Source organism: Streptomyces abikoensis, from assembly GCF_014648775.1.
Classification (GTDB): Bacteria; Actinomycetota; Actinomycetes; order Streptomycetales; family Streptomycetaceae; genus Streptomyces; species Streptomyces abikoensis.
Map to the genome: position 1 here is coordinate 1 of NZ_BMRT01000004.1, position 17,151 is coordinate 17,151.

Below are 17,151 nucleotides of genomic sequence, written 5' to 3' on the forward strand. Positions count from 1 at the left end.
CCTGTCGGGTAACAACCCGACAGGGCGAAGTGATCAAACCCCGAATTCGCCAACGGCATCCCCTCCCGGTGCGGGGCCGTCGTCGTGCCGTCGCCCGTCACCGCAGGGGCAGCGCCTGCCCCGCCACCACCAGCAGCACGTGCTCGCACTCGTCGCCGACCGCCGCGTTGAGCCTGCCCAGCTCGTCGCGGAAGCGCCGACCGGACGCCGTCGCGGGCACCACGCCGGAGCCCACCTCGTTGCTGACGAGCACCACCGTCCGCCGGGTCGCCCGTATCGCGGCGACCAGCTCCGCCGTCCGCCCGGCCAGGGCCTCCTCGCCGCCGTTCGCCCACGTGGCGTCGTCCCAGGCGCCGACGGAGTCCATCGCGTCGGTCAGCCACAGCGCCAGGCAGTCGATCAGCATCGGGGGGCCGTCGGCGGCCAGCAGCGGCACGAGGTCGCAGGTCTCGGCCGTGCGCCAGGAGCCCGGCCGGCGCTCGCGGTGGTGGGCGACGCGCGCCGCCCAGTCCTGGTCGCCCTCGCGGGTGCCGCTCGTGGCCACGTAGAGGACCTCGGGGAAGGACTCCAGCCGCCGCTCGGCCTCCACGGACTTCCCCGACCGGGCGCCGCCCACGACGAGCGTCCGCCGGGGCAGGTCCGGTACGGCGTGGTAGTCGCCGACGACGAGCGTGGCGCCGTCCGGGACCGTGCGCGCCCCCGCCGCCGCCAGCCTGCGGTGCAGCTCCCGGCCGGGCGGCACGTCGTGGTCCAGGTGGACGCCGATGACGTCGGTCGTCGGGCCCGCCGCCCCCGTCTCCCGCAGCCGGGCCAGCGCGTCGGGCCGCCCGAGCACGTCGAGCAGCACCATCCCGTACGGGCCGGGCGGCGCGGTCTGCGACAGCCCGGCCGGCGCGGCGCCCGGCGGCAGGTAGAGCAGCCGCTCGCCGTCCGGCGCCGTCACCTCGTACCCCGTGCCCGGCGCGTCCAGCGCCAGGGCCCGGACCCGGTGCCCGCTGATCACCGACAGCTCGCGCCCGTCCGGCACCCGCACCGGCGCGGGCAGCCCGGCCGGGAACTCCACGGCGGGCCCGTCGTGCGGGTGGGAGAGCAGCACCTGGCGCACCCCGGCGATCGACCGCCCGGCGCGGGCGGCGGCGAAGGCGGGGCCGGGGGTGAGGTCGAGCAGCAGCGCGCCGTCGACGAGCAGGGACGTCGCGGCCCGTGCCTCGTCGCCCACGGCGCAGGCGCAGGCGGCACAGGGGCAGTCGGGGCGCGGCAGGCCCTCGGGGGCCCCGGTGCCGAGGAGAGTCAGTTCCACCCCCTGATCGTCTCGCGTCGGCGGGCCCGGCGCGATCCATCACTACTGGGCGTCACCGGTGACCGTTAGGCTGCGACCGCAGAGGTTCCCGATCGCCCAGGAGGCGGACATGGCGTGGACGTGGCGGTTCGAGAAGGCCGACGGGACGGAGACGGAGCCGGCGGTGGAGCCGGAGGAGTTCACGACGCAGGGGGACGCGGAGTCCTGGATCGGCGAGGAGTGGCGCGCCCTGCTGGACGGCGGCGTGGACCAGGTCCGTCTGTTCGAGGACGACACGGAGATCTACGCGGCGCCGATGAGTCTCCACGAGGCGGCGGACAGCTGACGAACGCCGGACGGGCTGCGACGCAGCCCGTCCGGCGTTTGAGGCCAAGGTTCCGGGGCGGAGCCCCGGTCAGCCGCCCCGTACCCCGCACAGGTGCAGCAGCGCGGCCACCGCCCGGTAGGGGTCCGTGCGGCCCGCGCGTTCCTCCGCGGCCAGCAGTTGGTCGAGGTCCGCGGGAGCCGTCGCCGCCAGGTCGGAGAACACCCGCACCCCGTACCAGGCCCGCAGCGGCGCGCCGATCCCGGCCAGCGTCGCCGTCAGCGTCTCCCGGCGGTCCGCGCGGACCTCCAGGCCCAGGCGGTCGGTGTACGCGGGCGAGTCGAACGCCCGCAGCGCGGTGGCGAAGTCACCGGACAGGCCCGGCCGCATCGCCAGCGCGTCCGCGTTGCGGACGAGCAGGGAGAGCAGCCCGCCCGGGGCGAGCACCCGGGCCAGCGCCGCGAGCAGCGGGTCCGGCTCCGGTACGTACATCAGGACGCCGTGGCAGAGCACCACGTCGAAGGTGCCCGGCAGGAAGTGGGCGCCCGTGTCGCGGCCGTCGCCCTCTATCAGCCGCACCCGCTCCCGGATGCCCTCGGGCTCGCCCGCCAGCGCGGCGCGGACCCCGGCGATCATCTCGGGGTCCGATTCCAGGCCGGTGACCTCGTGGCCGGCACGGGCCAGGCGCAGCGCCTGGGTGCCCTGGCCGAGGCCGACGTCGAGGACGCGCAGCCGCCGGCCCACCGGGAACCGGGCGGCTATCTGCTCGTCGATCTGGCGGGCGACCAGTTCCTGACGAACGGTGTTCCGCAACCCCCCGGGCCCGCTCGGCCACCCTTCGGTGCCGCCCCCGAAGCCCGACGCGAAGGCGCTCAGCGCTTCTCCCCGCGCTTGACCTTCGGCTTGGGCAGGCGCAGCCGGCGCATCTGCAGGGTGCGCATGAGGCCGTAGGGGACGGCTCCGCGCAGGTTCTCGTCGGGGAAGCGCTGCTTGAGGGCACGCTTGAGGGTGATGCCGGTGATCGCGGAGTTGATGACGATCAGGACGATCACCACCAGCCACGCGAGCAGCACGTACGCCTGGAAGGCACCGCGGTTGATCATGCTCAGCACGAGGATGAGCACGGCCAGCGGCAGGAAGAACTCGGCGACCGAGTAGCGCGCGTCGACGAAGTCGCGGACGTAGGAGCGCACCGGGCCCTTGTCACGGGCGGGCAGGTAGCGCTCGTCGCCGCTGGCCAGGGCCTCGCGCTGCTTGGCCAGGTCCACGCGGCGCGCCTCGCGGGCGCGCTTGGCGGCCTCCTTGCGGTTGGCCGGGGTGGCGGCCAGGGTGCGGCGCTGGGAGTTGGCCTCACTGCGCTTGGGCGTGGGGCGGCCCTTGGGCGCCTGCGGGTCACGGGGCTTCTTGGGCTGGTCCGCGGTCACCTCGGGGGTCGCGGCCTGCGCTTTCGAACGGCTTCGGAACACGGAACCCAAGGGTACGGGCTTTCCGTGCCCGATCGCGGTCCGGGCGGGCACGATCCGGCAACGACCGGCGTGCGCCCCGGCGCGCGCGCCTCCCCTCCCCCGGGGTTTCCACTCCTCCTTGCGCGTGAGGCGGCGGCTTCCTGATCGTCCTGGAGGAGGAGCGCATCCGGGCCCGGACGGTGCGGTAATGGAAGTGGGGCCCGTACTGTGGGTTCTGAAAGATGTGCCGGAGCCTAAGCCCGAGCCAAGGTCGGTCAGAAGGGGGCGCGCGAGGCCCATGAGCGGTGTCATGAAGCGGATGGGGATGATCTTCCGCGCGAAGGCCAACAAGGCCCTGGACCGGGCCGAGGATCCGCGCGAGACCCTCGACTACTCGTACCAGAAGCAGCTCGAGCTGCTGCAGAAGGTGCGGCGCGGGGTGGCCGACGTGGCCACGTCCCGCAAGCGTCTGGAGCTCCAGCTCAATCAGCTCCAGAACCAGTCCAGCAAGCTGGAGGAGCAGGGCCGCAAGGCCCTGGCGCTCGGCCGGGAGGATCTGGCGCGCGAGGCGCTGACCCGTCGTGCCGCGCTGCAGCAGCAGGTCAGCGATCTGGAGACGCAGCACCAGACGCTCCAGGGCGAGGAGGAGAAGCTCACGCTCGCCTCCCAGCGCCTCCAGGCCAAGGTGGACGCCTTCCGGACGAAGAAGGAGACCATCAAGGCGACGTACACGGCCGCCCAGGCCCAGACGCGGATCGGCGAGGCGTTCTCCGGCATCTCCGAGGAGATGGGCGACGTCGGCATGGCCATCCAGCGGGCCGAGGACAAGACCGCGCAGATGCAGGCCCGCGCGGGCGCCATCGACGAGCTGCTGGCCTCCGGCGCGCTCGACGACCCGACGGGCATGGCCAAGGACGACATCACCGCCGAGCTGGACCGGCTCTCGGGCGGTTCCGACGTGGAGATCGAGCTTCAGCGGATGAAGGCCGAGCTGGCCGGCGGCACGGCCGCCAAGCCGGCCATCGAGGGCGGGGCGCCGGGGCAGGAGCGGCAGGCCCAGCCCCAGGACCGGCCGCGCTTCGACAAGAGCTGAGCCGCCCCCACCTCAACGGGAGCCGACCGAGCAAGGGAGACCGTCATGATCGTACGGATCATGGGGGAGGGCCAGGTGAAACTGGCCGACAGCCACTTCGCCGAGCTCAACAGCCTGGACGACGAGCTGCTCGCGGAGATGGAGAGCGGCGACGAGGAGGGCTTCCGCCGCACGCTGGGAGCGTTGCTCGACGCCGTGCGCCGGCTGGGCGATCCACTGCCCGACGACGCGCTGGAGCCCTCCGAGCTGATCCTGCCCGCGCCCGACTCCTCGCTCGACGAGGTCCGGGAGATGCTCAGTGACGACGGCCTGATCCCCGGCTGAGTCCGCCGACGCCCCGCCACGGGCGGCGCGCCTCCACGGCACTCCGGCACGCCTCCGCGCCCTCGTTCCCTCCGGGGACGGGGGCGCGGCCGGTCTCCGTGCCCCTTTCCGTATCCTCCGCGACGGCCCCCGATGGGATCGCGATGAACTCCCTCGCCGCCACGGGCCTGGCCCGTCCGCGCCGCTGGCTGAGCGGCCATCCGCTCGCCGCCGACACCCTCCTCGCCGGCCTCGTCTTATGCCTCGTCGTCGTGGGCGCTTTCCTGGCGCCGCGCGCCGAGCGGCATCCGCCGGGCGCCGTCTTCCTGCTGCTGTCCGCCGCCGCCTGCGGCGCGCTGGCGGTACGCCGCCGGGCACCCCGTACGGTCCTCGCCGTGACGTGCGCGCTGACGGTCGTGGCCGTCGTGCTCACCCGGGGCGACGGGCCCCCGCGCACCCAGATCGCCATGAGCGCCGCGGTCGCGCTCTACACGGTGGCCGTCCGCAGCGAGCGGCCCTCCGCGCTGCGGACCGTCGTCACGACCGTCACCGCGCTCACCGGCGTGGTGATGCTCCTGGGCGCCCCGCCCTGGTACGCGCAGGAGAACTTCGGCCTCATGGCCTGGACCGGGCTGGCCGGCGCGGCGGGGGACGCCGTCCGCAGCCGCCGGGCCTTCGTCGCGGCCATTGAGGAACGGGCCGTACGGGCGGAGCGCACCCGCGAGGAGGAGGCCCGCCGCCGGGTGGCCGAGGAGCGGCTGCGCATCGCCCGCGAGCTCCATGACGTCGTCGCCCATCACATCGCGCTCGTCAACGTCCAGGCGGGCGTGGCCTCGCACATCATGGACAGCCGCCCCGAGCAGGCCAAGGAGGCGCTCGCGCACGTCCGGGAGGCCGGCCGCTCGGCGCTCGCCGAGCTCCGGGCGACCGTCGGCCTGCTGCGGCAGTACGGCGACCCGGCGGCCCCCACCGAGCCGGCGCCGGGCCTCGGCGACCTCGGCCGGCTCGTCGAGGGCTTCGCCCGGGTGGGCCTGTCCGTCGACGTCGCCGCCGTCCCGGCACCGCCCGGCGCACCCGGCGGCGCCGTGGGCGCGGAGGCGGCCGCGGCCGCCGTGGGGGCGCTGCCCGGGGCCGTCGATCTGACGGCCTATCGGGTGCTCCAGGAGGCGCTGACCAATGTCCACAAGCACGCGGGCCCCGGCGCGCGGGCCGAGGTCACGCTGCGCCGCGGCCGTTACGCCCTGGAGCTGACGGTGGTGGACGACGGCGGGAAGCGCCCCGAGGCCCCGGAGCCCCCCGCGAACGGCGCGGCAGAGGCGGGCGGCCACGGGCTGCTGGGCATGCGGGAGCGGGCCGTCGCGCTCGGCGGGAGCTGCGCGGCGGGCCCGCGCGGCCCGGGGACGCCCGGCTTCCGGGTGTCCGCGGTGCTGCCCCTGCCGGGCCCCGGCGCGCCCGCCCCTAGGGTGGGCGCATGAGCGATCCGATCACCGTTCTCCTGGCCGACGACCAGGCGCTGCTGCGCAGCGCGTTCCGGGTGCTGGTGGACTCCGAGCCGGGCATGCGGGTGGTGGGCGAGGCGGCGGACGGCGCCCGGGCGGTGGAGCTCGCCCGCGCCCACACGCCCGACGTGGTCCTGATGGACATCCGGATGCCGGGCACGGACGGGCTGGCCGCGACCCGGGAGATCTGCTCCGACCCGGCGCTGGCGGCCGTGCGGGTGGTGATGCTGACGACGTTCGAGGTCGACGAGTACGTGGTGGAGTCGCTGCGCGCGGGCGCGTCCGGGTTCCTCGGCAAGGGCGCGGAGCCCGACGAGCTGCTCGCGGCGATCAGGGTCGCGGCGGCGGGCGAGGCGCTGTTGTCCCCCACGGCGACGAAGGGGCTGATCGCGACGTTCCTGGCGCAGGGCGGGGGCCCGGCCGGTCCCCCGGCGGAGCACGCCGAGCGGCTGGCGGCGCTGACCGGGCGCGAGCGGGAGGTGCTGACGCACGTGGCCGGAGGGCTGTCCAACGAGGAGATCGGGGGGCGGCTGTCGGTCAGCCCCCTGACGGTCAAGACCCATGTGAACCGGGCGATGGCCAAGCTGGGCGCGCGCGACCGGGCGCAGCTGGTGGTCGTCGCGTACGAGTCGGGGCTGGTGCGGCCGGGGGCGGGCTGACCTGCGGCGGGGCCGGCGCCCGCGGGCCCGTCCGGGCACCGGCCAGCGACGCCTGGAATAGGGCAAGTTGGACGGCACTGGCCAACTTGCACAGGAACGGTAGTGTGTCGCGGATGAGCGGTCTGAATCTGGATGACTTCGCCACGCTGATCGAGCGCCCCGACTCCGCCGCCCGGCGTGACGCGGAGGCGCGGCGGGCGCGCCTGGGCCCCGGGCCCGGCGCGCTGGGGCGGCTGGACGAGCTGGGCGAGTGGCTCGCCGCCGCCCAGGGCACGGTGCCGGTGAGGCCGGTGGAGCGGCCCAAGGCGCTGCTGTTCGCGGGCGACCACGGGGTGGCGTCCCTGGGCGTGTCGGGCGGCCCGAAGGGCGGGGCGGCCGAGCTCGTCCGGACGACCCTCGACGGCACGAGCACCGTCGCGATCCTGGCCCGCCGCTACGGCGTGGGCCTGCGCGTGATCGACATGGCGGTGGACTGCGACCCGGCGGAGCTGCCCGAGGAGGTCACCCGGCACCGGGTGCGGCGCGGCTCGGGCCGGATCGACACCGAGGACGCGCTGAGTGCCGAGGAGGCCGAGCGGGCGTTCCGCACGGGCATGGCGCTCGCCGACGAGGAGGCCGACTCCGGCACCGACCTCGTCGTCCTGGGCGATCTGAGCGTGGGCGGCACGACGGCCGCGGGCACCCTGATCGGGGCGCTGTGCGGTACGGACGCGTCCGTGGTCACCGGCCGGGGCGGCTTCGGCATCGACGACCTGGCCTGGATGCGCAAGTGCGCCGCGATCCGGGACGCGCTGCGCCGGGCCCGTCCGGTGCTGGGCGACCAGCTGGCGCTGCTGGCCGCGACGGGCGGCGCGGATCTTGCCGCGATGACCGGGTTCCTGCTGCAGAGCGCGGTGCGCCGGACGCCGGTGATCCTCGACGGGGTGGTCTCGGCCGCGTGCGCGCTGGTGGGCCAGCGGGTGGCCTTCCGGGCGCCGGACTGGTGGCTGGCGGGTCAGGGCAGCGGCGACCCGGCGCAGACGAAGGCGCTCGAACGGATGGCACTCAACCCTCTCCTCGACCAGGGCGTCACAGTGGGCGAGGGGACAGGGGCGCTGCTCGCCCTGCCATTGGTGCAGGCGGCCGCGGCCCTGGCGGCGGAGCTTCCCGAACGCTCCTGACGCCGGCCGTGACGGGCCGGCGGATCACGGTGAGCGCACGGAATTCCTCCGCAGACGGTGCCCCATATGCTCACTTTTCATGGGAGAAGTCCGCTTGACTCCGGATGAGGGCGTCCACAGCGACCGCGGCGCGGTCCGGCGGCGGCGAGCCGCCGGCTTCGCCGTCTGGTACCTGCGTGCCGTTACGTTCGTCAACCTGCTCGGCGCGGTCTGGGTGTCCTTCGGCGCCGACATCCGCAGGCACAACGTCGACGAGTTCTTCACGCCCTACCTGCTGACGGCGGGCTTCTCCCCCGCGGTGGTGTCGCTGTTCATGGCCATCACCATGCGGCGGCGCAAGCGGGCGGCGTGGATCCTCAACCTGGTGCTGGCCGGGCTGCTCCTGCTGGTGCTGGCGTTCGCGATGTTCTTCCCCGAGTTCCGCAGGCACCCGCTGAACTGGTTCTCCCTGATCGTCACCGCCCTGTTCACCCTCGCCCTGCTGGTGGGCCGCCGGGAGTTCTACGCCAAGGGCGACCGCTCCAACCCCAAGCTCGCGAGCGCCGTCGCCGCGGCCGGCCTGCTCGTCACCTCGCTGCTGGCGGCCGGGCTGGTGACGATCACCAACGAGTCCACGGACGAGCAGCGCTCCACCTTCCTGGACCGCTGGCACTACGGCGTGATGCGGCTGATCTCCATCGCCGCCGACGACTCCCGCTACGCGGGCATCGCCACGCCCGGCTGGGTCGACGTCACCATCAACGTGATGAGCACGATCCTGCTGATCGTGGTGGTCTGGGCCGCCTTCCGCTCCCGCCGCGCCACCGACCCGCTCACCGCCGAGGACGAGTCCCGGCTGCGCGAGCTGCTCGGCCGCTGGGGCGAGCGCGACTCGCTGGGCTACTTCGCGCTGCGCCGCGAGAAGAGCGTCGTGTGGTCCCCCTCCGGCAAGGCCGCCGTCACCTACCGCGTCGTCGGCGGGGTGTCGCTGGCCTCCGGCGACCCCATCGGCGACCCCGAGGCATGGCCCGGCGCCATCGAGCCCTGGCTGGCCGAGGCCCGCGAACACGGCTGGATCCCCGCCGTGATGGGCGCGAGCGAGGAGGGCGGCACGATCTACGCCCGGCACGGCCTGGACGCCCTCGAACTCGGCGACGAGGCGATCGTCGACACCGCCGAGTTCACCCTGGAGGGCCGGGCCATGCGCACCGTCCGCCAGGCGTACAACCGCGTCAAGCGCGCCGGATACACCGTCACCATCCGCCGCCACGAGGACATCCCCGAGGAGGAGATGGCCACGCTGCTGCGCCGCGCCGACGACTGGCGCGACGGCGCGACCGAACGCGGCTTCTCCATGGCGCTGGGCCGCCTGGGCGACCCGGACGACGGGCGCTGCGTGATGCTGGAGTGCCATGACGGCGAGGGCGAGCTGCGCGCCGTGCTGAGCTTCGTGCCCTGGGGCCCCAAGGGCCTCTCGCTCGACCTGATGCGCCGTGACCGGGACTCCGAGAACGGCCTGATGGAGTTCATGGTCATCGAGCTGCTCCAGCGGGCCAAGGAGCTCGGCGTCACCCAGGTGTCGCTGAACTTCGCGATGTTCCGGTCCGTCTTCGAACGGGGCTCCCGGCTCGGCGCCGGCCCGGTGCTGCGGATGTGGCGCTCGCTGCTGAGCTTTTTCTCCCGCTGGTGGCAGATCGAGTCGCTCTACCGAGCAAATGCGAAGTACCGGCCCATCTGGGAGCCTCGTTTCATGCTGTTCGAGAAGAGCAGTGACCTGCTGCGGATCGGTGTGGCCGCCGCCCGGGCCGAGGGCTTCCTGGAGGCGCCCGGCCTGCCCAAGTGGCTCAATCGCAAACACCTGGAGAGCCGGCGATGACCCGCGCGGCGCTGCTCCGCGCCGCGCGCACCGAATGGGGCCCGCTGTACGCGGCCGTACGGGGGACGTTCGCCCGTAAGCGGCTCGCGGCCGTCCCCATGACGCTCACGGCCGTCGCCCTCACGGCGGTCTTCCAGGTGATCCAGAACCAGCCCTGGGGCTACGAACCCGTCCAGCGGCTCGGCTCCGTCCAGGCCCAGCTGCCCTGGTGGATCGCGCTGCTGCGCACTCCCCTGTCGCTGTTCGTACCCGCGCTGGACCTCCCGGTGTGGGGAGCGCTGGCCCAGGTCCTGATCGTCTTCGGCCTCGCCGAGGCGTGCCTGGGCAAGTGGCGCACCCTGGCCGTGGCCTACACCGCCACCCTCGCGGGCACGATGTACGCCCGGCTGGGCGTCGACCTCGGCCCCGGCTCGCCGCTGGGGCTGCCGCCGGAGGCCGCCAAGGTCATCGACACCGGTCCCTCGGCGGCCGTCGTGGGCCTCGCGATCTACGTCTCCTGGCGCTACCGGGCCTGGTTCACCTGCGGCCTGGTGGTGGCGGCCATGGCGGGCGAGGTGATCGTCAAGCCCAACCTCGCGGGCAAGGAGCACATCGCCGCCATGACGGTGATCCTGGCGATGTGCGCCGTGGACGAGCTGCGCCGCCGCCGCAAGCCCCGCCGGGACGCCCACCGCGAGCACGACCGGCGGCCCGGCGCCCATGCCGGGAGCGCGCTCAGCGATCCGGCGCGCCCGCCAGGAGGTCGTGGATCCTGATGCGCACGGCCGCCCAGCGCGCGTCGTGCCGGTAGGCGCGCACCCGGGCCCGGCGACGGGCCCGGGGCCGCCGCCGGTAGAAGCGCCGGGCCCAGGGCGAGCCCGGCCGGGCCAGCCGCACCGCGCCGACGATCGCCACCAGCGGCACCACCGCCCCGATGAGCGCCAGCCGGGGCTTGCCCTTGGCCAGCGAGACCAGCGCCAGCAGGAAGTTCACCAGCGTGTTGGTCACCACGATGGTGCGGTTCTGCAGCTCGTCCGGGGTCAGCTCGTTCACCCCGAACGGGGAGAAACCCGCGAGCACCAGCGCCACCAGCGCGGCCGTCAGCACCACGATCTCCACGCTCTTGCGGCCCTGCTCGGTCCAGTACACGTCGTCCAGGTGGAGGATCAGCGCGAACTCGTCCAGCACCAGCCCCGCGCCCATGCCGAAGAGCACCGCCGCGAGCGCCGCCCCGAAGCCGTGCCGGCCCTCGGCGACCGCCGCGAACCCGCCGACCACCATCAGCACCACGCCGGGCACCACGTGATGGACGTGCAGCCCGCCCGGCCGGATGTTGCGGAACGGGCCCTTGCCCGCCCGGATCAGCCGGGTGATGACGCGGGTGACCAGGAACGTCAGCACGAACGCCCCGAGCGCCAGCAGCAGCGGCAGCTTGCCCGGCTCGACGATGTTGCGTGCCAGCCAGTGACCCATCGGACTCTCCGCTCGCTCCCGCACCCGCCGTGACCAGCATTTTCGCCCGCCTTCAGCAAAATACTGCCGTCGGGTGCGGGATACCCTGCCCGCGATGACCGACACGACCTCCGCCCGGGCCACCACCGGGGACGCCCTGCGCTTCGCCTTCGGCACCCTCACCGCCCTCCCCGTGCGCCTCACCCGCTGGGACCGCGCGGCCGCGCGCGGCGGCATGCTGGCGGCACCCCTGGCCGGGCTGGCCGTCGGCGGCTGCGCCGCCGCCACGGGCCTGGCCCTCCTGTGGCTCGGCGGCGGCCCGCTGCTCGCCGCCGTCGCCGCCGTCGCCGTCCCGGCGGCGCTCACCCGCGGCCTCCACCTCGACGGGCTCGCGGACGTCGCCGACGGGCTGGGCAGCGGCAAAGCCGCCCCCGACGCCCTGCGGATCATGAAGCAGTCGGACATCGGCCCGTTCGGCGTCATCACCCTGCTGCTGGCCCTCCTCGGCCAGACCGCCGCCCTCGCCCGGGCCTACGAGAGCGACCCGGCACGCGGCGCCCTCGCCGCCCTCACGGCGGCCCTCGCGGCCCGCTGCGCCCTCACCCTCGCCTCCCGCGCGGGCGTACCGGCCGCCCGCCCGGAGGGCCTGGGCGCCGCCGTGGCGGGCGTCGTCCCCCGGACGGCCGCGTGGGCGGCGACCGCCGCCGTCACCGCCGCCGCGGCCGGGGCCGGCGCGCTCCTCGGCCCGTACGACGCGGCGCGCTGCGCCCTGGCCGTCCTCCTCGCCCTGGCCTCGGCCGAAGCACTGCTGCGGCACTGCCGGCGACGGTTCGGCGGGGTCACCGGCGACGTGTTCGGGGCGCTCGCCGAAACGGCCGCGACGGCGGCCCTGGTCGTCATGGCCCTGGGCCCGGCGTGACCGCCGGGGATACGCTCTCGCGTGCCGGGCGGCCCGGGGCCGGACGGTCCGTGCACGGCACATACGATCACTGGGTGCGGCCGGCCCACCACTATCGGCCGAGAATTCAACGGAAGTAGGGACACCCACCACCGTGACTGCTCTGACTCTCAGCACTTCCAGTGCGGCGACGCTGCGCGCGGACGCCGTTGTCGTCGGTGTGGCGAAGGGCCCGAAGGGCCCCGTCGTCGCGCCCGGCGCCGAAGCCGTGGACCAGGCGTTCGACGGCAAGCTGGCCGCCGTCCTGGAGACCCTCGGCGCCTCCGGCGGCGAGGGCGAGGCCACCAAGCTGCCCGCCCCGTCCGGCCTGAAGGCCCCGGTCGTGCTGGCGGTCGGCCTCGGCGAACTGCCCGCCGAGGACGAGGGCTTCGCCGAGGAGGCGCTGCGCCGCGCGGCCGGCACCGCCGCCCGTGCGCTGGCCGGCGTCAAGAAGGCCGCCTTCGCCCTGCCCGTCGAGGACGCCGAGTCCGTCGCCGCCATCGGCGAGGGCGCGATCATGGGCGCGTACTCCTTCACGTCCTACCGGGGTACGGACGGCAAGAAGGAGGCCGCCAAGAACGACAAGAGCGCGCCGCTGGCCGAGGCCGCGATCCTGGGCGCCAAGCCCCGCGACAAGGCCTTCAAGGCCGCCGTCGAGCGGGCCGCCGCCGTGGCCGCCGAGGTCAACCGCGCCCGCGACCTGATCAACATCCCGTCCAACGACCTCTTCCCGAAGAGCTTCGCGGCCGAGGCCCAGACCGCCGCCAAGGAGCACGGTCTCAAGGTCGAGGTGCTGGACGAGAAGGCGCTGCTCAAGGGCGGCTACGGCGGCATCATGGGCGTCGGCCAGGGCTCGGCCAACCCGCCCCGCCTCGTGCGCATCGCCTACACCCACCCGAAGGCGGAGAAGACCCTCGCCCTGGTCGGCAAGGGCATCACCTACGACTCGGGCGGCATCTCCCTGAAGCCGGCCGGCCACAACGAGACCATGAAGTGCGACATGAGCGGTGCCGCCGCCGTGTTCGCCGCGGTCGTGGCCGTCGCGAAGCTCGGCCTTCAGGTCAACGTGACGGGCTGGCTGGCCCTCGCGGAGAACATGCCGTCCGGCACCGCCACCCGTCCGGGCGATGTGCTGAAGATGTACAGCGGCAAGACCGTCGAGGTGCTGAACACCGACGCCGAGGGCCGCCTGGTGCTGGCCGACGCCCTGACCCGCGCCTCCGAGGAGAACCCGGACGCGATCGTGGACGTCGCCACCCTCACCGGCGCCATGGTCCTCGCCCTGGGCGACCGGACCTTCGGTGTCATGGCCAACGACGACGCCTTCCGCGCCGCGATCCACGAGATCGCCGAGGAGGTCGGCGAGCAGGCGTGGCCGATGCCGCTCCCCGCCGAGCTGCGCAAGTCCATGGACTCCTCGGTGGCCGACATGGCCAACATGGGCGAGCGCATGGGCGGCGGCCTGGTGGCCGGCCTGTTCCTGCAGGAGTTCGTGGGCGAGGGCATCACCTGGGCGCACCTGGACATCGCGGGCCCGGCGTTCCACGAGAAGGCCCCCTACGGCTACACCCCGAAGGGCGGCACCGGCTCGGCCGTCCGCACCCTGGTCCGGCTGGCGGAGCGCACCGCCGACGGCGACCTCGGCTGAGGCCCCCTCGGGGGCCGAGGCGACGCGGCCCCGGGAATGACCCGGGGCCGCGTCGCTTTTCCTCCCGGCGCTCGCGCTTTTTTCCCGGCGCGTGTTCGCTCGGGGCGAAAACTCACATTTCTACGCACTGGTAACCCCCGAAGGTGACGCATCAGTCGTCACTCAGGCCCGGCCCGGCGTCCCGCCCTCCGTCAACAAGTGCGAAGATGTTGTCCCGGCAGGACAGGGCCCACCCATCACAGGGCCGAAGCAAAGCGGCCGTACGACAGCCGCCGCCCGGTCACCGACGACCGGACGGCGCACCCATGCATGGAGGACGTGACGTGGCGAACGACGCCAGCACCGTTTTCGACCTAGTGATCCTCGGAGGCGGCAGCGGTGGTTACGCCGCCGCCCTGCGTGGAGCCCAGCTGGGTCTCGACGTCGCCCTGATCGAGAAGGACAAGCTGGGCGGCACCTGCCTCCACCGCGGCTGCATCCCCACCAAGGCTCTGCTGCACGCCGGTGAGATCGCCGACCAGGCCCGCGAGGCCGAGCAGTTCGGTGTCAAGGCCTCCCTGGAGGGCATCGACATCGCGGGCGTCCACAAGTACAAGGACGACGTGATCTCGGGCCTGTACAAGGGTCTGCAGGGCCTGGTCGCCTCCCGCAAGGTCACCTACATCACCGGTGAGGGCCGCCTGTCCTCCCCCACGTCCGTCGACGTCAACGGCCAGCGCATCACCGGCCGCCACGTCCTGCTGGCCACCGGCTCCACGCCGAAGTCGCTGCCGGGCCTGACCATCGACGGCGACCGCGTCATCTCCTCGGACCACGCGCTGGTCCTGGACCGCGTCCCGAAGTCCGCGATCGTGCTGGGCGGCGGCGTCATCGGCGTCGAGTTCGCCTCCGCGTGGAAGTCCTTCGGCGCCGACGTCACCATCGTCGAGGCCCTGCCGCACCTCGTCCCGGTCGAGGACGAGAACAGCTCCAAGCTGCTGGAGCGCGCCTTCCGCAAGCGCGGCATCAACTTCGCGCTCGGCTCCCGCTTCTCCGGCGTCGAGTACACCGCCGACGGTGTGAAGGTCTCCCTGGAGAACGGCAAGACCTTCGAGGCCGAGCTGCTGCTCGTCGCCGTCGGCCGCGGCCCGGTCTCCCAGGGCCTGGGCTACGAGGAGGCCGGGGTCGCCATGGACCGCGGCTACGTCCTCGTCGACGAGTACATGCGCACCAACGTGCCGACCATCTCGGCCGTCGGTGACCTCGTCCCGACCCTCCAGCTCGCGCACGTCGGCTTCGCCGAGGGCATCCTGGTAGCGGAGCGTCTGGCCGGGCAGAACCCCGTGCCGGTCGACTACGACGGCGTGCCGCGCGTCACGTACTGCCACCCCGAGGTCGCTTCCGTCGGTATCACCGAGGCGAAGGCCAAGGAGCTGTACGGCGCCGACAAGGTCGTCACCCTGAAGTACAACCTCGCCGGCAACGGCAAGAGCAAGATCCTGAAGACCGCGGGCGAGATCAAGCTCGTCCAGGTGCGGGACGGTGCCGTGGTCGGCGTCCACATGGTCGGCGACCGCATGGGTGAGCAGGTGGGCGAAGCCCAGCTGATCTACAACTGGGAGGCGCTGCCCGCCGAGGTCGCCCAGCTCATCCACGCGCACCCGACGCAGAACGAGGCCATGGGCGAGGCCCACCTGGCTCTCGCCGGCAAGCCGCTGCACTCGCACGACTGAGTCCCGAGCGCACCACCATCCGCACTACTCGTAAGGAGCAACCGCAATCATGGCGGTTTCCGTAACCCTGCCGGCGCTCGGCGAGAGCGTGACCGAGGGCACCGTCACCCGTTGGCTGAAGGCCGAGGGTGAGCGCGTGGAGGCCGACGAGCCGCTGCTCGAGGTCTCCACCGACAAGGTCGACACCGAGATCCCGGCCCCCGCTTCCGGCATCCTCGCCTCCATCAAGGTCGCCGAGGACGAGACGGTCGAGGTCGGCTCCGAGCTGGCCGTCATCGACGACGGCACCGGCGCCCCCGCCGCTGCCCCGGCTCCGGCCGCCGCCGAGGCTCCGGCCCCGGCCGCCGAGCCCGCCCCGGCCCCCGTGGCCGAGGCCCCCGCCGCGCCGGCTCCGGCCGCCGAGGCCCCCGCCGCCGCTCCGGCCGCCGCTGCCGCCGGTACCGACGTCGTCCTGCCCGCGCTGGGCGAGTCGGTCACCGAGGGCACCGTCACCCGCTGGCTGAAGGAGGTCGGCGAGGAGGTCACCGAGGACGAGCCGCTGCTCGAGGTCTCGACCGACAAGGTCGACACCGAGATCCCGGCCCCCGCCTCGGGTGTCCTGCTGGAGATCCTCGTCGCCGAGGACGAGACCGCCGAGGTCGGCGCCAAGCTCGCCGTCATCGGCGTCGCCGGTGCCGCCGCCGCTGCCGCTCCGGCCGCTCCGGCTGCTCCCGCCGCCGCTCCGGCTCCGGCTCCGGCCGCCGCCCCGGCTGCTGCTCCGGCCCCCGCGCCGGTCGCTCCGGCTGCTCCGGCTGCTCCGGCTGCTCCGGCTGCTCCGGCTGTCGCCCCGGCGACGGACGGCGCCTACGTCACCCCGCTGGTCCGCAAGCTCGCCGCCGAGTCCGGCGTCGACCTGCGCTCCGTCGCGGGCACCGGCGTCGGTGGCCGCATCCGCAAGCAGGACGTCATCGCCGCCGCCGAGGCCGCCAAGGCCGCGCCGGCCCCGGCCACTGTGACTGCTGCGGGCCCTGCCGCTGCCGCCCCGAAGGCCGCCCCGGCCCTCGAGGTCTCGCCGCTGCGCGGTCAGACGGTCAAGATGCCGCGCATGCGCAAGGTCATCGCCGAGAACATGATGAAGGCGCTGCACGGCCAGGCTCAGCTGAGCTCCGTGATCGAGGTGGACATCACCAAGATCATGCGGATGCGCGAGAAGGCCAAGGCCGGCTTCGCCGCCCGCGAGGGCGTCAAGCTCTCCCCGATGCCGTTCTTCGTCAAGGCCGCCGTCCAGGCGCTGAAGGCCCACCCGGTCATCAACGCCCGGATCAACGAGGACGAGAACACCATCACCTACTTCGACTCCGAGAACGTCGGCATCGCCGTCGACTCGGAGAAGGGCCTGATGACCCCGGTCATCAAGGGTGCCGGTGACCTCAACATCGCGGGTATCGCGAAGAAGACGGCCGAGCTGGCCGGCAAGGTCCGCTCCAGCAAGATCAGCCCGGACGACCTGGCCGGCGCGACCTTCACGATCAGCAACACCGGCTCGCGCGGCGCGCTGTTCGACACGGTCATCGTGCCGCCGAACCAGGTCGCGATCCTCGGCATCGGTGCCACGGTCAAGCGCCCCGTGGTCATCGAGACCGAGGAGGGCACCACCATCGGCGTCCGCGACATGACGTACGTGACGCTCTCCTACGACCACCGTCTGGTGGACGGCGCCGACGCCGCCCGCTACCTGACCGCGGTCAAGCAGATCCTGGAGGCCGCCGAGTTCGAGACCGAGATCGGTCTCTGATCCCGGTAGCCCCCACGGCTGCATGTGCCAA

General features: G+C 73.8%; 16 protein-coding genes. 12 read left to right on the forward strand and 4 right to left on the reverse strand.

Annotation, left to right across the window (positions count from 1 at the left end; genetic code table 11):
• Positions 1–97: 97 nt before the first annotated feature.
• The gene (locus IE096_RS14015) at positions 98–1,300 is read right to left on the reverse strand and encodes a bifunctional adenosylcobinamide kinase/adenosylcobinamide-phosphate guanylyltransferase (RefSeq protein ID WP_189451798.1); all 1,203 of its coding nucleotides are present in this window, start codon (positions 1,298–1,300) and stop codon (positions 98–100) included.
• Positions 1,301–1,409: 109 nt separating this feature from the next.
• Between IE096_RS14015 and IE096_RS14020 the strand changes: the two genes are divergently transcribed.
• Positions 1,410–1,625, forward strand: a complete 216-nt coding sequence (locus tag IE096_RS14020) for a hypothetical protein (RefSeq protein WP_189451799.1) — start codon at positions 1,410–1,412, stop codon at positions 1,623–1,625.
• A 69-nt stretch (positions 1,626–1,694) separates the two neighbouring features.
• Here the strand turns inward: IE096_RS14020 and IE096_RS14025 are convergent, their stop codons facing one another.
• Together IE096_RS14025 and IE096_RS14030 are read right to left on the reverse strand one after the other, a co-directional pair.
• Positions 1,695–2,417 carry a methyltransferase domain-containing protein gene (locus IE096_RS14025; protein ID WP_229820175.1) on the reverse strand — a complete coding sequence of 241 codons (723 nt, stop codon included), beginning with the start codon at positions 2,415–2,417 and terminating at the stop codon, positions 1,695–1,697.
• A 59-nt stretch (positions 2,418–2,476) separates the two neighbouring features.
• Positions 2,477–3,070, reverse strand: a complete 594-nt coding sequence (locus IE096_RS14030; RefSeq protein WP_229820176.1) for a DUF3043 domain-containing protein — start codon at positions 3,068–3,070, stop codon at positions 2,477–2,479.
• Between the two features lie 277 nt (positions 3,071–3,347).
• Here IE096_RS14030 and IE096_RS14035 point away from each other — a divergent pair, with 277 nt between their 5' ends.
• The 7 genes from IE096_RS14035 to IE096_RS14065 all read left to right on the forward strand — a co-directional run bounded on the left by IE096_RS14035 (position 3,348) and on the right by IE096_RS14065 (position 10,373).
• The gene (locus IE096_RS14035) at positions 3,348–4,142 is read left to right on the forward strand and encodes a PspA/IM30 family protein (protein WP_189451800.1); all 795 of its coding nucleotides are present in this window, start codon (positions 3,348–3,350) and stop codon (positions 4,140–4,142) included.
• A gap of 45 nt (positions 4,143–4,187) precedes the next feature.
• Complete coding sequence (gene pspAA / locus IE096_RS14040) at positions 4,188–4,466, forward strand: PspA-associated protein PspAA (RefSeq protein ID WP_189451801.1); 279 nt, start codon at positions 4,188–4,190, stop codon at positions 4,464–4,466.
• 143 nt (positions 4,467–4,609) lie between these two features.
• Positions 4,610–5,920, forward strand: a complete 1,311-nt coding sequence (locus tag IE096_RS14045) for a sensor histidine kinase (RefSeq protein ID WP_189451802.1) — start codon at positions 4,610–4,612, stop codon at positions 5,918–5,920.
• Positions 5,917–6,603, forward strand: a complete 687-nt coding sequence (locus tag IE096_RS14050) for a response regulator (RefSeq protein ID WP_189451803.1) — start codon at positions 5,917–5,919, stop codon at positions 6,601–6,603. Before IE096_RS14045 ends, IE096_RS14050 begins: the two co-directional genes overlap by 4 nt.
• Positions 6,604–6,716: 113 nt before the next feature.
• Positions 6,717–7,763 (forward strand): nicotinate-nucleotide--dimethylbenzimidazole phosphoribosyltransferase, encoded by a 1,047-nt coding sequence (gene cobT, locus IE096_RS14055; RefSeq protein WP_189451804.1) that lies wholly within the window; start codon positions 6,717–6,719, stop codon positions 7,761–7,763.
• A 79-nt stretch (positions 7,764–7,842) separates the two neighbouring features.
• On the forward strand, positions 7,843–9,618 hold the full coding sequence (locus IE096_RS14060; protein ID WP_189451805.1) for a phosphatidylglycerol lysyltransferase domain-containing protein: 1,776 nt from the start codon (positions 7,843–7,845) through the stop codon (positions 9,616–9,618).
• A complete protein-coding gene (locus tag IE096_RS14065; RefSeq protein ID WP_189451806.1) occupies positions 9,615–10,373 on the forward strand; it encodes a hypothetical protein in 759 nt (252 codons plus the stop codon). Before IE096_RS14060 ends, IE096_RS14065 begins: the two co-directional genes overlap by 4 nt.
• On the opposite strand, the gene IE096_RS14070 is transcribed toward IE096_RS14065, so the two are convergent.
• Positions 10,333–11,070 (reverse strand): hypothetical protein, encoded by a 738-nt coding sequence (locus IE096_RS14070; protein WP_189451807.1) that lies wholly within the window; start codon positions 11,068–11,070, stop codon positions 10,333–10,335. The genes IE096_RS14065 and IE096_RS14070 overlap by 41 nt on opposite strands.
• A gap of 94 nt (positions 11,071–11,164) precedes the next feature.
• Here IE096_RS14070 and IE096_RS14075 point away from each other — a divergent pair, with 94 nt between their 5' ends.
• From IE096_RS14075 to sucB, 4 genes are all read left to right on the forward strand, one after another.
• Complete coding sequence (locus IE096_RS14075) at positions 11,165–11,968, forward strand: adenosylcobinamide-GDP ribazoletransferase (RefSeq protein WP_189451808.1); 804 nt, start codon at positions 11,165–11,167, stop codon at positions 11,966–11,968.
• 133 nt (positions 11,969–12,101) lie between these two features.
• Positions 12,102–13,634 (forward strand): leucyl aminopeptidase, encoded by a 1,533-nt coding sequence (locus IE096_RS14080; protein ID WP_189451809.1) that lies wholly within the window; start codon positions 12,102–12,104, stop codon positions 13,632–13,634.
• A 323-nt stretch (positions 13,635–13,957) separates the two neighbouring features.
• Positions 13,958–15,346, forward strand: a complete 1,389-nt coding sequence (gene lpdA / locus IE096_RS14085; protein ID WP_126913808.1) for a dihydrolipoyl dehydrogenase — start codon at positions 13,958–13,960, stop codon at positions 15,344–15,346.
• A gap of 49 nt (positions 15,347–15,395) precedes the next feature.
• A complete protein-coding gene (gene sucB, locus IE096_RS14090; protein WP_189451810.1) occupies positions 15,396–17,120 on the forward strand; it encodes a 2-oxoglutarate dehydrogenase, E2 component, dihydrolipoamide succinyltransferase in 1,725 nt (574 codons plus the stop codon).
• Positions 17,121–17,151 lie beyond the last annotated feature (31 nt).